Genomic DNA, 14,904 nt, shown 5'->3' on the forward strand with positions numbered 1-14,904 from the left:
TATCCATAGATTCAAGGCCTGTGCAGTCATTCTGACAGCGCAACACAGCGCAGATCAACTCATCCATCTATTCACCGAAAGAGCGACATGACCCTCAACCTGCTCCACATCGACGCCAGCGCCCGCCCGGGCCTCTCGGGCACCGACCCCCACGGCTCGCACACGCGACGCCTCTCCGCACGCTTTGTCGAGCGCTGGCTCGCGGCGCGTCCCGACGACCGCATCGACCATCTCGACGTCGGCCAGCACCCGCCCGGCTACGTCGACAGCCGCTGGATCCATGCCGCCTTCACCGCACCCTCCGACCGCGAACCCTGGATGGCCGATGTGCTCGCAGAAAGCGACCGCCTCGTCGATCAACTCGTCGCCGCCGACCTGATCGTGGTGGGCCTGCCGATGTACAACTTCAGCGTGCCCGCGCAGTTCAAGGCGTACATCGACAACATCGTGCGTGTGGGCCGCACCTTCGGTTTCGAACGTGCGCGCGGTGCCGTGCCGTACTGGCCGATGCTCGCCGACGCCGGCAAGCGCATGGTGCTGCTCGGTGCGCGCGGCGACCATGGCTACGACCCAGGCGGGCGCATCGCGCACCTGAACCATACGGAAGCCTCAGTGCGCTCGGTGTTCGGCTATATCGGCATCACCGATGTGCATGAGGCGGCGGTGGAGTGCGACGAGTTCGGCGGCGAACAGCTCGCCCAATCGATGCAGAAGGCCGAGGCTGCGGTCGACCGGCTCGTGGACGAACTCAGCGGTACGAAAGCACCAGCCCGTGCACCAGCCGCGTCCACCCATCCAGCATCACGAACAGCAACAGCTTGAACGGCAGCGAGATGGTGGTCGGCGCGATCATCGACATGCCGAGCGCGAGCAGCACCGTCGCCACGATCAGGTCCACCACCACGAACACCAGGTAGATGATGAAACCGATCTGGAACGCGCGCGTCAGTTCGCTCAACGTGAAGCTGGGCACCAGCACCATGAAGTCGTCGTCCTTCAACTGCTCGGCCCGCGCCTTGGGCCAGATGTTGGAAGCCGACTTCAGAAAGAACTGCCGTTCGCGCTCGTGCGTGTGCTTCTGCAGGAACTCCTTCACCGGCACCTTGGCGGCATCGATCACCGCCATGATGTCGCCCATGCTCTCGCCCTTGACGCCGAAGTTGCGGTTGCGCAGCGTGTCGCCGATGTCCATGCCGACCGGCGCCATGATGTAGACCGTGAGGATGATCGCGATGCCGTTGAGCACCATGTTCGGCGGCGTCTGCTGCAGGCCGAGCGCGGTGCGCAGGAGGCCGAACACGATCACCAGCTTGGTATAGCTCGTCACCATCAGCGCCGCGAAGGTCGCGAAGCCGAACGCGACCATCACCGCGACGAGGGTGAGTGGCTCCGGGATTCCTCCTTGCATGGGCGGCCTCGTTCTGCGTTGTTCTATCTAGTCAAACTTCACCGGGCGCGAACTCCGACACGCGCACCCCCAGGCGATCACCCACGGCCACGAGGTAGCCCTTGCCCAGCACGTTGCCGTGCGCAAGGATGCGCACCGGGCTGCGGTTCAGCGGTTCGGCCAGGTCGAACACGTGGCCCGCGCGGATGCTCTTCAACTCGCCGAGCGACAGCGACAGGTCGCCCACCTCGAAGCGCAGCGTCACCTCCAGCGCATCGAGCCGGTCGAGCGGCAGGTTGACGTTGTTGTCTGCGGCGGCCGCAGGGTCGGCGGGCGTGTCTGGCTTCATGGCACTGTCTCTCGATTGCTGAACGGTGATGCGCGAGCCTTCGGCCACGGCCGAGAGAAACAGCCCGGTCGGGCCGCCCAGCGCGGCGGTGACGACGATGCCGCCGCCCGAAGAACTCCATTGCTCGATGCCGACGATGTCGCCGGGGCGGATGCTGCTGATCTCGCGAAGCTGGATCGGCGTGCTGCCGAGTTGAAAACTCACCGGCATGCGCAGCGTGTGGAAGGCCTCGCTGGTGCGCACGGCATGCAGCGGTCCGGTGGTGGGCGGCACGAGTGCGTCGAGCGTCGCGGCATCGTCGAACTGCACGAAGCCGCGCAGCATCGCGCCGCCGTCCGATGGCGTGGCCACGAAGAAGGCCGCGCGCTCGGGGTCGCAGTGCACGAGGGGCTGCTCGCGGGCTTCGCGCGCATCGCGGGGTTCTCTTGCTTCGGCCTCCGACGGCTGCCATTCGAAATGCAGGCGCAGCGCTTTCTCAAGCGCATCGATCACCGGATGCAGCGCATCGGCCAGGAGGATGTAGCGAAGGTCGCGCGGCAAGAGGTCGATGCGGCGTTCGCCGAGCAGCACCTGCATGCTCGGCGCATCCATCGCGAGGTGGCCCACGTGCGCGCCGAGCCTGAAGCTGTAGCGCTCGCGCGTCGTGTGGCCGAAGGCCGCATCGTGGTGCCACGCGAGCTGGTAGCTCACGCCGCGTGCTGCCACGCCACGCACCGGTGCGGCCGCATAGAGACGATTGAGCGCTCGCACATTCGCCGCATCGGCGCGAGGCAATGCGCGGGCTTCGCCGAGTTCCGTCACCGCTTCAACGGCGTGGCTCGGCATGCATGCTTTCGTTCGAACAATGTCTACGTTCTGTCACTGTCTACATACCTTCGAGCAACAACGCGAACAGCTTCGCATCGGGTCGGCGCAGCTTAGCGAAAGGGGCAGGGTGCAGGTAGTACGGGAACGCGTAGTGCCGCGCGCGCCACAGGTCATTCGTACTTACGAGAACTCGTGGTTGCCGTGATCGGAGGGCGCCGCTTAGAGTGCATCGCGACGTGGGACTCTTCATCACGCTCGTTGCGCAACTGGAGGCAGTGCGCATCGGAAAACAACTCCAAGATTCCACTTGAGCAAGGACGCAATGGCGAATTCCTCGCGATCTCTTCAACAGTACCGCGGAAGTTTTCGTGACCTGCTGAGCAATGCAGGTCGCTATAACGATTTGTTGCTCGCTGCGCTGCTCGTGGTGGTGGTGGCGCTGTTCGTATTGCCGCTGCCCACGCCGCTGCTCGACTTCCTGATCGCGAGCAACCTGGCCATCAGCCTGGTGCTGCTGATCGTTGCGATGTACGTGCCTTCGGCGCTGTCGCTGTCGACCTTTCCTTCGCTGCTTCTGTTCACCACGCTGTTCCGCCTTGCGCTGAACATCGCATCCACCAAGCTCATCCTTCTGCACGCCAACGCGGGCCACATCATCGACACCTTCGGCAAGCTGATCGTGGGCAACAACGTGGTGGTCGGTGGGGTGGTGTTCCTCATCATCGCGATCGTGCAGTTCATCGTGATCGCCAAGGGCTCCGAGCGTGTGGCCGAGGTGGCGGCGCGCTTCGCGCTCGATGCCATGCCGGGCAAGCAGATGAGCATCGACGCCGACGTGCGCGCCGGCGTGCTGTCCTCCGCCAAGGCGCAGAAGCAGCGCCGTCTGCTGGAGCAGGAGTGCCAGCTGCACGGCGCGATGGACGGCGCGATGAAGTTCGTGAAGGGCGACGCCATCGCCAGCATCGTGATCGCGCTGGTCAACATCCTCGCAGGCATCGCCATCGGCACGCTGATGCACGACATGACGCTAGGCGGCGCGCTGCAGCGCTACGCGATCCTCACGGTGGGCGACGGCATGGTGTCGCAGATTCCGTCGCTGCTGGTGTCGATTGCAGCGGGCATCGTCATCACTCGCGTGAGCACCGGCGACCGCCGCGACTCGCAGCTCGCGCAGCAGATCGGCGACCAGCTCATGGCGCATCCGCGCGCGCTCATCATCGCGGGCCTTGCAGTGGCCAGTTTCCTCATCGTTCCGGGCTTTCCGAAGTGGGTGTTCGGCATATTGGCCGCCATCCTGATCGGGCTGGGCCTTGCCATGCGCATGCTGCGCCAGCAGCGCAACACGCCGGGCTGGATCTCGCACGGCGGTGGCGTGGCCGCCGAGGAGACCGACACCGACCACGCGATTGCCGCGCCGCTCGCGGTGCGCCTGTCCTCGGGCCTGCGCAGCTCGGTCGATCGCTATGTGCTCGACCAGCATCTCTCGCTGGTCAAGACCTCGGTCGAATCCGACCTCGGCCCGATCTTTCCGCGCCTGCAGTTGAACTACGTCGATGGCCTGGGCGACAACGAATACCAGGTGCTGGTGCACGACGTGGCCGTGGCGCGCGGCACGCTCAAGCCCGACTGGTTGCTCGTCGATCCGGCGCAGGCCGTCACCACGCCGCCGGGCGCCGAAGTCGCCGAGCCCTTCGGTCCGTTCCCGCGCGTGGTGTGGGTGCCGGGTCCCGAGCCGGGCCTCACGACATGGACCGGTGCGGAGGTCGTGGGTCTGCACGTGGACCACACCGTGCGCCGCAATGTGAAGGACCTCATCGGCCTGCAGGAAGTGCAGCGCCTCCTGCATTCGGTGCAGCGCGATGCGCCCGAGCTCGCCGCCGAAGTGCTGCGCGTGGCTTCGGCGCAGCGCATCGCCGAAGTGCTGCGCCGGCTGCTGCAGGAGGGCATTCCGATCCGCAACCTGCACGCCATCTTCGAGAGCCTGACGATGTGGGCCGCCAAGGAGCAGGACGGCATTGCGCTCACCGAGCTGGTGCGCATCCACCTCGGGCGCTACATCACCAGCCGCTATGTCGGTGCGAACCGCCAGCTCGAGGCGATCCTGTTCGAGTCGAGCCTGCTGGACCGCGTGCAGAACGCCATCGAGCGCTCGCCGCGCGGCAACCTGCTGCTGCTGAGCCCGGCCGTCACGCAGGACATCCGCGAGCAGCTGCGCCGCGTGCTCGGCTCCACCGCCAACCGCGTGGTGGCCATCGCGTCGTCCGATGTGCGGCGCTACATCAAGAACCTGATCGAGCCTGTGGCGCCGCAACTGGCGGTGCTGTCGTACCAGGAAATCGACGACGACGTGGCCCTGCAACCGGTGGGATGGATCACCAATCCCCAAGCGCACTGATTGATGAACGCCATTCAAAACCTGTACCGCGCCCCGCACCGCAACCCGTTTTCCGAGGGAGAGAGCATCCGCCATGACACCGCAGAACATCCTGGACATCACGCGCGAGGGCCTCATGCTCGTGCTGTGGATCTCGTTGCCGGTGGTGGTGGTGGCAACGCTGTCGTCGCTCGTCGTGGCGGTGCTGCAGGCGGTGACGCAGGTGCAGGACCAGAGCATCGGCCAGTCGATACGCCTCATCGCGGTGATGGTGGCGATCATCGTCACGGCCGGCTGGCTGGGGCGCGACGTGATGCGTTTCGCCGAGCGCGCGTTCCTCTCGCTCACCACGCTGTCGTGACCACCGCGATGATGATGAAGACGACCGTCGCCGCACGCCTTCTCTTCGTTCGCCGGCAGGCCTTCATGCTGCTGGGCTGCGCGATGCTCATGCTGCTGGTCGTGCAGCACAGCATGGCGGCGGAGTTCCGCTGGCAGAACAAGCCCTTCCAGATCATTGCCAACGAGAAACCGCTGAACGACTTTCTGCGCGAGCTGGCCTCGTCGCAGGGCATCACGGCGGTGATCGACCCGAAGGTCAACGGCGTGATCAGCGGCAAGTTCGACGGGCCGGCCAAGAACATCTTGAACAGCGTCTGCTCGGTCAACGGGCTCACCTGGTATTACGACGGCGCATTCCTCTTCGTCGACCTTGCGGCCGATGCCAAGAGCGAGGTGCTGCCCATTGCGGCCGAGAACGCCGGGCGCATCGCCGAGACGCTGGTGCGGCTTCGCATCTCCGACGAGCGCTATCCGTTGAGCATCAGCGAGCGCGACGCCAGCGTGTACGTGACCGGCCCGCGCCGCTACGTGGAAATGGTGCGCCAGGCCGTGAAGCTCGCGGACCAGAAGACCGCGATGGCCGAGGGCGCGGAGATCCGTCTCTTTCCGCTCAAGTACGCCTGGGCTTCGGACTTCCGCATCAACCGCTCCGGCAAGGAGACGGTGATTCCGGGCGTGGCCAACGTGTTGCGCAGTCTTTATGGACGCAGCACCGGCAATCAATCCTCGGGCGGCGGCTCGGGCGGGCGCGGCACCAACGGCACGCTGTCGGTGGGGCCGAACCGGCAGATCAAGCTGCGCAGCGGCGAGACCATCAACGCGCCCAAGATCGACATCGCGGGCGCGGGACAGGCGGCAGACAGCACCACGCTGGGCGGCATGTCGAGCATCGTGGGCAACGAGCTGCCGCAGTTCCAGGCCGACACCCGCATGAACGCGGTGCTGGTGCGCGACATGCCCGACAAGATGGCGCAGTACGCCAAGCTGATCGAATCGATGGACACCCGCCCGCGGCTGGTCGAGATCGAGGTGACCATCATGGACATCAGCTCCGACAACCTCTCCAGCCTGGGCGTGGACTGGCGCCTGCACGGCCGCCATGCCGACTTCCAGACCGGCCGCGGCGACCGCGGGCCGCTCACCTGGGGCGGCACGGGCAGCGAGGCGGGGCAGATCGGCAGCGTCGACACCACGGGCAATCCGCTCACGCCGCTGGGCGGCATGTTCACCGCGGCCATCGGCAACAGCGCACGCAACTACCTCTTGGCCCGCGTGACGGCGCTGGCCAGCAACGGCAACGCCAACTTCGTGGCGCGCCCCAAGGTGATGACGCTGGACAACACCGAGGCCGTGCTGGAGAACCTGAGCGAGTTCTACGTGCGCGTGGACGGCTTCCAGGACGCGGGCCTCTTCAGCATCACCGCCGGCACCGCCGTGCGCGTGACGCCGCTGATCATCGACGAGAAGACCGGCCGCGGCGTGATGATGTCCATCGACATCGTCGACGGCGACCTGAGCCCGCAGTCGGTCGACAGGATCCCGATCGTGCGGCGCCGCACCGTCAACACGCAGGCGCTGGTGGACGAGGGCGCGAGCCTCTTGATCGCGGGCTACTCGTCGGAGGAGAAGAGCAATGCCATCACCGGCGTGCCGCTTCTGAAAGACATTCCCGGCGTGGGCGGGCTCTTTCGCTACACCGACAAGAAGCAGAACAACATGGAGCGCTTCTACCTGTTGACGCCGCGCCTGGTCACGCCCGGCTCGACGGCCTCGGTGCCGACGCTGCCGTTGCCCGAGCCCGGAGGTTGAACCGATGAATGGCGACATTCCGTTCGACGACGAGCCGGCCGCAGAAACGTCCGCAGAAGCCCCCGCGCCGCAAGGCATGCAGGCGCAGGCCGCCGGCTGGTGCCTGCGCTTCCTGAGCGGCGCGGTGAAGGGCCGCACCATCGTGCTCAAGCCCGGCATCAACGTGCTCGGCTCGGGCGGCGAGTGCGAGGTGATGCTGCCCGGCGGCGATGTGCTGCCGCGGCACCTGGCCTTCACCGTGGGCGAACTCGTGGTGTCGATGCAGCGCCTGGGCACCGCGTCGGCACGCCTCAATGGCGAGGAGATCCAGCAGCCGCGCAAGAGCGTGGTGGCCGGCGACATCGTGAGCGTGGGGCAGATCGACTTCCAGCTCGACCGCACCTATCCCACGCATGCGCAGGAAGACCGCATGTTTGCGCCGGCGCACGGCGCGGTGCCCGACGAAAGCGCACTGGTGGGCGAGCCGCGGTCGCGCACGCAGCGGCTGGGCCTGTGGGTGGGCGGCGTGGTCGCGATCCTGGCCGTGCTCGGCTTTGCCGCGATGTCGCTGGGCGGCGATCGCAATGGCGGGCCGAACGGCAACAGCGTGAACCTGGCCGAGGTGGAAAAGGCGCTCGTGCCATTTCCCGAGGTCGAGGTCATCGCGGCGCCCGGCGGGCAGTTCGGTGTGAAGGGCTATGTGGAATCGAAGCAGCGCCGCCGCACGCTCGAAGACGCGATGGCGCGCTTCGGCAGCAAGGTCAGCGTCAACGTGCATTCGGCCGAAGACATGGTCGAGCAGGCGCGCCGCTATGTCGACGACCCGGGCGTGGCCGTCACCTACGCGGGGCAGGGCCGGCTGGTGCTCACCGGCACGGTGGAAGACGCCGCCGTGCGGCAGAAGATCCGGCGCCTGAGCGAAGACCTGCACCCCTCGGTGCTGGTCTCCGACAAGGTGCAGTACCGCGAGAAACCCAAGACCGAGAACAAGGACGACGATGTGCGCGCCCAGTGGGAAAACTGGCAGAGCGTGCTGCCCGCGCGCATGGTGAGCATCACTGAAGACAGCAACGGTTTGCGTCACATCCAGCTGGCCAACGGCAACCGCTACTACGAAGGCTCGGTGTTGCGCTCGGGCGCAGAACTGAAGAGCATCGATGCCGACGGGTTGGTGCTGAGTGGCGGCATCCCCAACAAGAAACCCGCGAGGTGATGGAGATGTTTTTCATCGCTTCGCGTTCCCCGATTTCATGCGCAGCAGCACCGTGGTGCGCCGCATGGAATGGCTTCGCCGAAGGGCGGAGCGCTTCTATCCGCAATTGAACAGACCTCAACTTTCAACAGGAGTTTCACCATGAGCGCAGTCGACACCTCGATCCAGCAAATGCAGCAAGCCGCGGCCGACCAGGCTCGCCTGATGAGCGTCAGCATGGCTGCGGGCGCGACCATTTCCGGCGCAGCCGCAACGGCCCAGACGGTCAACGGCGCCAACGCCGCCGGCACCGAAGTGGCGAAGTCCACCGGCAACGACATCCGCCAGTCCGCCAAGCAGAACTGACGCTGAGAGGCATGCGCGAAGCCGACGGGCTTCGCGCGGCCCTTTTTTTCTTTGCGAGGAGAGTGAACCATGACCGACCCCATTGCCTCCGCCGCGCTCAGTGCGCCGCCACCCGAAGTTTCGGCATCCGCGGCATCTGCCAACGCCACCCAGGCGCAGCAGACGACGGTGCGCCCCTCGCACTTCGAACCGGGCGAGACGCGCATGTTCGCCAACATGATGCAGGGCACGCAGGTACCGGCCGGCACGAGCGCGCCGAGCGCGATCGGCGATGCGGCCAAGTCGCTCGCCGCGCAGTTGTCGGGCAACGTGCGTTCCATGGAAGACATGCGCAAGAGCATGCTGGAGTCCATCGATTTCGCCGACCCCATCAAGACCATGTTCGTGATGACCGATCACGCCATGGAAGCGAACATGATGTTCGCGCGAATGCATATTTCCACCGGGCTGGCCAGCGCCGCGACCAGCCTGTTCGGCAGCCTGCTGAAGAACCAGCAATGAAGCTGCCCTCAAGCCTGCGCTGGCTTGCCGCGCTTGTGCTGTTGCTGGCCCTGGCGGGCTGCAAGGTCGCGCTCTATTCCAACCTCAAGGAACAGGAGGCCAACGAGATCGTCGCGGCGCTGTCGGGCGAAGGCATCGGCGCGACCAAGACCAAGCTCGAAGGCGCCAACTGGCAGGTCGAGGTCGAGGAAGACCGCCTGAGCCAGGCGCTCGACGTGCTGCGCGTGCAGGGCCTGCCGGCCGAGCGCTACGTGAGCATGGGCGAGGTGTTCCAGAAGCAGGGCCTGGTGTCCACGCCTTCCGAGGAGCGCATGCGCTACATCTACGCGATGTCGCAGGAGCTCTCGCAGACGCTGCGCAGCATCGACGGCGTGGTGGACGCGCGGGTGCACGTGGTCATTCCGGCCAACGATCCGCTGAGCGAGAAGATCCGGCCCTCGTCCGCGGCGGTGTTCATCAAGCACCGGCCTGATGTCGACCTGCGCCTCCTGGCGCCGGCGGTGAAGGACATGGTGGCGCACAGCATCGAAGGGCTCACGCACGACCAGGTATCGCTGTCACTGTTCGAGGCGCGCCGCATCGCGCGCACCACCTCCACGGGTGCGCCCGTCGGCGAGCCGATGGTGCTTGGCCTCTTCTCCACGCAGACCGCCATGGTGCTGCTGGGCCTGCTGCTGCTGGCTGCCATCTGCCTCATGGCGCTGCCGACCCTGTTGCGCCGACAAGGCCAGGACTGGCGCACCTGGATGCGTCGCCAGGTCCTGAAGCGTTGACCGACCCGAACGCAATCAGAACGCACCCATGCAAGCGCCGGCCACCGCACCCATCCCCCCCGCGGCCATGCCCGGCCCGATGGACCTGGTGCGCCTGGTGATGCGCTTCAACCTGCACCCTGAGGCCGACCTGCATCCGAGCTGGCTGCCGGCGAACTGGCCGGTGCGGCATCGCTCGGTGGCGCGCATGGGACCGGCCGGCCGCGCGGTGCTGGCTGTGCTGCTGCGGCGGGAGCAGGCGAAGGGTTCGGTGCAGCCCCAGGCCGCGGCCGACTACAACTTCGATTCGCGCCTGAAGCGCCTCGCGCTGCTCGATGCGGCGTCGCTGCGCCGCTTGGCCGCTTACCTCGGCTTCTGCGCGCACCTGCCGCTCTTCAAGGTGCGCGGCGGCGCGGGCCTGCAGATCCGTCGCCAGGCACGCCGCTTCGACAGTGACGCGGTTGACTTCGTGCTCGACCGCGTGCCCCAGCTCACCGAACTTCGCATGGACAGCGCCGTGGTGCAGCAGCGGCCCATCGCCACCGGCCGCGTGGTGCTCGACCGCGGCTACCGCCTGCTGCTGGGCGCGGCCGCATCCGAAGGGGAGCTTGTGCTCCAGCGCCTGAAGCACAAGCTGCCGCGCCGCATCTCCGCCTTGAGCGTGCCGGTCTTCGAGCCGCGCCAGGCCTTGCAACTCAACGAACTGATGCTCTCGTGCATCGTTCCCGAAAGACTGCCGCAATGGGACTGGCTTTTCTGATCACCACCGACAACCTGCAGCTCCTGAGCGAGCGCAAGGTGTTGAAGGAAAACGAATACGCGGCGCTGCTCGATGCATCGGCCGTGGTGGACACCGCACGCCAGGAAGCGCGCCGCATCACCCAGCAGGCGCTGCACGACGCCGAGGCGAGCCGCCAGCAGGGCTACGAAGAAGGGCTCAAGCGCGCGAGAGCCGAATACGCGCGCCAGCTGGTGTCCGAGAGCATGGCAGCCGAGCGGCAGCTGCATTCGCTGCGCAGCGCGATGGCGCAGATCGTGGTCAAGGCCGTGGGCAAGTTCATCGCCGACGCGCGGCCTGAGGCCCTGTTCGAAGCCGCGCTGATGCGCGTGGACACGCTGATCCGCAGCGAACCCTTCATCAGCGTGCGCGTGGCGCCTGCGCAGGAGGCCTCGATGCGCGAGGTGCTGGCCCGGCTGCGGGACGAAGCCCAATGGCACATGACGGTGAGCGTCGTGGCCGACCCGGCACTCGCCATCGGCGCGTGCGTGGTGCAGACGGCATCGGGCACGCTGGAGCTGGGCGTCGATGCGCAGCTCGAAGCCTTCCGGCGCGCGGTCGAGCGCGGCGATGGTGCGGAGGCCAAACGATGAGCGCGCCGCAGCAACAGATCACCTCCGACGCAGCGCTCGGCATCGTCGCCGACCTGGAGCAGGTCTTCGGTCGCGTGATGCCCGTGGCCATGCGCGGTCGGGTGAGCAAGGCCGTCGGCATGCTGATCGACGCCACCGGCATCCAGGCCCACGTGGGTGAGCTCTGCGAGCTGGTCACGCCGGGCGAGCCGCCGCTCCTGGCCGAGGTGGTGGGCTTTCGCAACAACACCGCCATCCTCACGCCGCTCGGCCCGATCACCGGCATCTCGGCGCTGACCGAGGTGGTACCGACCGGGCGCGGCCATGTCTGTCCCGTGGGTGCGGGCTTGCTGGGCCGCGTGCTCGATGCGCTGGGCCAGCCCATCGATGACCTCGGCCCGCTTGCCACCCACACGCGGCTGCCGGTGCACCGCGAGCCGGTGAGCCCGCTCGCGCGCCGCATGATCGATGCGCCGATGGCCACCGGCATCCGCGCGGTGGATGCGTTGCTCACCGTCGGCGAAGGCCAGCGCATCGGCGTGTTCGCGCCGCCCGGCGTGGGCAAGAGCACCTTGCTCGGCATGCTCGCGCGCGGCTCGACCGCCGAGGTGAACGTGATCGCGCTCATCGGCGAACGTGGGCGCGAGGTGAAGGAATTCATCGAGCACAACCTCGGCCCCGAAGGCCTGGCCAAGACTGTGATGGTGGTCTCCACCTCCGACCGGCCGCCGATGGAGCGCATCAAGTCGGCCTATGTGGCGACCACCATCGCCGAACACTTTCGCGACCAGGGCAAGAAGGTGCTGCTGTTGGTCGATTCGCTCACGCGCTTTGCACGCGCGCAGCGCGAGATCGGCCTCGCAAGCGGCGAGCCGCCGACGCGGCGCAGCTATCCACCCTCGATCTTCTCGATGCTGCCGCAACTGCTGGAGCGCGCGGGGCAGGGCAAGACCGGCTCGATCACTGCCGTGTATTCGGTGCTGACCGAGGGCGACGAAGAGAACGACCCCATCGCCGAAGAGGTGCGCTCGATCCTCGACGGTCACATCGTGCTGTCGCGCAAGATCGCGGCGGCCAACCGCTATCCGGCCATCGACGTGCTGGCGAGCATCAGCCGCGTGATGCCGCTGGTGACCACGCGCGAGCACGGCGCGGCGGCGGCGCATTTCCGCAGCCTGCTGGCCAAGTACCAGGAGATGGAACTGCTGGTGCAGATCGGCGAGTACCGGCCCGGCAGTGATGCGCTGGCCGACGAGGCGATCCAGGCGCGGCCCGCGATGCTGGACTTTCTTTCGCAGCCGCCGAAGACCAGCCAGCCGTTCGAGCAGTCCATTGCCGCGCTGCTGCGCCAGGCACCCCGCACGGAGCGCGCGAAATGAGCGTCGACTGGAAGCTCCTTGCCGACGTGCGCGAGCGCCAGAAAACCGCCGCGATGGGCGTGGTCGCGCGTGATCGTGCCGCCGCCGAAGAAAGCCAGGCGCAGTTGCGTCAGGCCGAGGCCGCGCAGCAGCAGCAGGTGCAGAACAAGCTGCTGCACTGGGAAGCGACACGCGGCGCAATGTCGGGCGGCCAGGTCAGCGTGGCGGAGTTCCGCAGCGCAGGCGCATGGAGCGGCGCGCTCGATGCGCAGATTGCCGAGGCCGGCCAGGTCACCGCACAGGCCGCGCGGGCGCACTCCGAACGCGAGCAGGTTCTGGAAGAAAGCCGCCGGCAATTGCGCGCAGCGCATGGCGAGCTGGAAAAAGCCCAGCAGATGCAGCAGCGCGCCCGTTCGGAGCACCTGCACCTGCAGGAGCAGCGTCTGGAAGACACCAACGAAGAGAGCACCGCACAGGCCTGGGCCATGCGACGGCCCGCCTAGGAACGCAGCAGCCATGGAAAGCTTCGAACTCGGCAACATGGAGCAGTTCTTCGCGAGCGTGGTGCTCACGCTGCCGCGGCTGTTCGCGATCTTCGCGGTCGTGCCTTTTCTCTCGGGCGGCATGATCACCGGCACGGTGCGCAACGGCATCCTGCTGATGCTCGCGATCTTCATGTCACCGGTCGCAGGCGAGGTGCCGGCCGCCTCGATGACCACCTGGGTGCTCATCGCGGGCAAGGAGGCGCTGATCGGCGTGATGCTGGGCCTGGGCTTCGGCATCTTCATCTGGGCCATCCAGAGCGTGGGCGACCTGATCGACTTTCAGACGGGGTCCAGCAACGCCTCGTTCTTCGACCCGGTGGCCGGTCACGAGAACGGCGCGACCAGCGAGTTCCTGGGCTGGATGGTCATCACGCTGTTCGTGTCGGCGGGCGGGCTGCTCGCGATGCTGGGCGTGATCGTCGACTCCTACCGCATCTGGCCTGTCGGCTCCTTCTTTCCCAACCTGGGCCTGGTGCTGGAGCAGTTCGCGGTGCGCCAGGGCGACACGCTGTTCCTGTGGATCGTGAAGCTGGCCTCGCCGGTCATCGTGGTGCTGCTGCTGGTGGAGCTGGGCGTGGGCCTGGTGGGCCGGGTGGCGCCGCAACTCAACGTGTTCGTCTTCGCGCAGCCGCTCAAGAGCCTGCTCGCGCATTTGATGATGCTGCTGTTCCTGTTCTTCGTGTACGAGTCGCTGCAGGAATTCCTGCGGCCCGAGAACGGCGTGCTCGATTTCCTGAGGTCCACGCTCTAGCGGGCCCGCCATGGCAGAAAAAGACCAGGCCCCCACCGCCAAGCGCTTGCGCGATGCACGCAAGCGCGGCGAGGTGGTGTTCAGCACCGACCTGGCTTCCACGGTGGTGTTCGTGGTGGTCGTGCTGTCGCTGTGGCTGGGCGGCCACCTCATCTACAGCCTGCTGCGCGAACTGTGGCTGCACGCAACCAGCACCACCTTGCTGACTGCGCCCGAGGACCGCTTCGCCGAGCTGCTGCTGCACACCGGCGAGACGCTGGTGTGGGGGACGCTGCCGATCATGGCGATCACCGCCGCGGCGGGCATCGTCGGCTCGCTGTTCCAGGTCGGCGGCGTGGCGGCCTGGGAGCGGCTGAAGCCCGACGTGAACCGGCTGAACCCGGCCGAGGGCCTGACCCGCATCTTCTCCACGCGCAGCCTCATCAACCTCTTGAAGATGTGCACCAAGACCGCGTTGCTGGCCTTGCTGATGTTCGTGGTGGTGCGCGGCTTCGTCGACACCGCGCTCAAGCTGGGCTATGCGCGGCCCGAGGGAATCATGACGGCCGCCGCCCACATGGTGCTGGTCGCCTTCGGCTGGGCGGTGGTGATCTACGCGGTGATGGCCGCGGTCGACTACGTGCACGAGCACCACGAGTTCATGAAGCAGCAGCGGATGTCCATCGAGGAGATCCGCCAGGAATACAAGGAGATGGAGGGCGACCCCATCAACCGCTCGCGGCGCCGCTCGGCCTACTTCGAGGCGGTGTACGCGAGCCTGAGCGACCGGGTGCGCGCGTCGTCGGCGGTGATCCATTCGCCGCGCATCGCCATCGCCCTGCAGTACCTGGGCGAAACCGACCTGCCGCGCGTCATTGCGCGCGGCGAGGGCGAGGTCGCCGCGCAGATCCGGCGCTTCGCGAGCGAAGGGCTGATCCCGACCGAATTCGAGCCCTCCCTGGCCGAGCGCATCTACGAAGAGGTGCCGCAGGACCAGCCGATCCCGCGCGCGCTGTATGCGCCCGTGGCCAAGCTGCTGCGCTGGGCGCAGGGCAATGAATGA

16 protein-coding genes are annotated in these 14,904 nt (G+C 66.9%); 14 read left to right on the forward strand and 2 right to left on the reverse strand.

From position 1 onward, the window contains the following. Window positions 1-87: 87 nt before the first annotated feature. A complete protein-coding gene (locus NU688_RS06670) occupies window positions 88-822 on the forward strand; it encodes an FMN-dependent NADH-azoreductase (protein ID WP_257859745.1) in 735 nt (244 codons plus the stop codon). Here NU688_RS06670 and sctR read toward each other — a convergent pair. Both sctR and sctQ read right to left on the reverse strand, forming a co-directional pair. Next, window positions 749-1,408, reverse strand: a complete 660-nt coding sequence (gene sctR / locus NU688_RS06675; RefSeq protein ID WP_257859746.1) for a type III secretion system export apparatus subunit SctR — start codon at window positions 1,406-1,408, stop codon at window positions 749-751. The genes NU688_RS06670 and sctR overlap by 74 nt on opposite strands. A gap of 31 nt (window positions 1,409-1,439) precedes the next feature. Then, window positions 1,440-2,561: a type III secretion system cytoplasmic ring protein SctQ gene (gene sctQ, locus NU688_RS06680; protein ID WP_257859747.1), complete on the reverse strand. Its 1,122-nt coding sequence runs from the start codon at window positions 2,559-2,561 to the stop codon at window positions 1,440-1,442. Window positions 2,562-2,949: 388 nt separating this feature from the next. On the opposite strand from sctQ, the gene sctV reads away from it, so the two are divergent. The 13 genes from sctV to NU688_RS06745 all read left to right on the forward strand — a co-directional run bounded on the left by sctV (window position 2,950) and on the right by NU688_RS06745 (window position 14,904). Then, entirely contained in the window at window positions 2,950-4,938 is a 1,989-nt protein-coding gene (gene sctV / locus NU688_RS06685; RefSeq protein WP_257859748.1) for a type III secretion system export apparatus subunit SctV, read from the forward strand. A 73-nt stretch (window positions 4,939-5,011) separates the two neighbouring features. Continuing rightward, complete coding sequence (gene sctS / locus NU688_RS06690; RefSeq protein WP_257859749.1) at window positions 5,012-5,278, forward strand: type III secretion system export apparatus subunit SctS; 267 nt, start codon at window positions 5,012-5,014, stop codon at window positions 5,276-5,278. Further along, window positions 5,275-7,068 (forward strand): type III secretion system outer membrane ring subunit SctC, encoded by a 1,794-nt coding sequence (gene sctC, locus NU688_RS06695; protein ID WP_257859750.1) that lies wholly within the window; start codon window positions 5,275-5,277, stop codon window positions 7,066-7,068. Before sctS ends, sctC begins: the two co-directional genes overlap by 4 nt. A gap of 4 nt (window positions 7,069-7,072) precedes the next feature. After that, the gene (locus tag NU688_RS06700; protein WP_257859751.1) at window positions 7,073-8,260 is read left to right on the forward strand and encodes an FHA domain-containing protein; all 1,188 of its coding nucleotides are present in this window, start codon (window positions 7,073-7,075) and stop codon (window positions 8,258-8,260) included. 141 nt (window positions 8,261-8,401) lie between these two features. Beyond that, a complete protein-coding gene (locus NU688_RS06705; RefSeq protein ID WP_007834711.1) occupies window positions 8,402-8,605 on the forward strand; it encodes a hypothetical protein in 204 nt (67 codons plus the stop codon). 69 nt (window positions 8,606-8,674) lie between these two features. Then, window positions 8,675-9,106 carry a hypothetical protein gene (locus NU688_RS06710; RefSeq protein WP_257859752.1) on the forward strand — a complete coding sequence of 144 codons (432 nt, stop codon included), beginning with the start codon at window positions 8,675-8,677 and terminating at the stop codon, window positions 9,104-9,106. Further along, on the forward strand, window positions 9,103-9,879 hold the full coding sequence (gene sctJ / locus NU688_RS06715; RefSeq protein WP_206179163.1) for a type III secretion system inner membrane ring lipoprotein SctJ: 777 nt from the start codon (window positions 9,103-9,105) through the stop codon (window positions 9,877-9,879). The genes NU688_RS06710 and sctJ overlap by 4 nt, the downstream gene beginning before the upstream one ends. Before the next feature lie 28 nt (window positions 9,880-9,907). Beyond that, window positions 9,908-10,618 (forward strand): SctK family type III secretion system sorting platform protein, encoded by a 711-nt coding sequence (locus NU688_RS06720; RefSeq protein ID WP_257859753.1) that lies wholly within the window; start codon window positions 9,908-9,910, stop codon window positions 10,616-10,618. Continuing rightward, window positions 10,600-11,229 carry a type III secretion system stator protein SctL gene (gene sctL / locus NU688_RS06725; protein WP_257859754.1) on the forward strand — a complete coding sequence of 210 codons (630 nt, stop codon included), beginning with the start codon at window positions 10,600-10,602 and terminating at the stop codon, window positions 11,227-11,229. Before NU688_RS06720 ends, sctL begins: the two co-directional genes overlap by 19 nt. Beyond that, entirely contained in the window at window positions 11,226-12,587 is a 1,362-nt protein-coding gene (locus NU688_RS06730) for a FliI/YscN family ATPase (RefSeq protein WP_308340283.1), read from the forward strand. The genes sctL and NU688_RS06730 overlap by 4 nt, the downstream gene beginning before the upstream one ends. Further along, entirely contained in the window at window positions 12,584-13,069 is a 486-nt protein-coding gene (locus NU688_RS06735; protein ID WP_257859755.1) for a serine kinase, read from the forward strand. The genes NU688_RS06730 and NU688_RS06735 overlap by 4 nt, the downstream gene beginning before the upstream one ends. 13 nt (window positions 13,070-13,082) lie before the next feature. Beyond that, entirely contained in the window at window positions 13,083-13,862 is a 780-nt protein-coding gene (sctT, locus tag NU688_RS06740; protein WP_257859756.1) for a type III secretion system export apparatus subunit SctT, read from the forward strand. A gap of 10 nt (window positions 13,863-13,872) precedes the next feature. Then, complete coding sequence (locus tag NU688_RS06745; RefSeq protein WP_257859757.1) at window positions 13,873-14,904, forward strand: EscU/YscU/HrcU family type III secretion system export apparatus switch protein; 1,032 nt, start codon at window positions 13,873-13,875, stop codon at window positions 14,902-14,904.

The organism is Variovorax sp. ZS18.2.2 (assembly GCF_024701975.1).
Lineage (GTDB): Bacteria > Pseudomonadota > Gammaproteobacteria > Burkholderiales > Burkholderiaceae_C > Variovorax.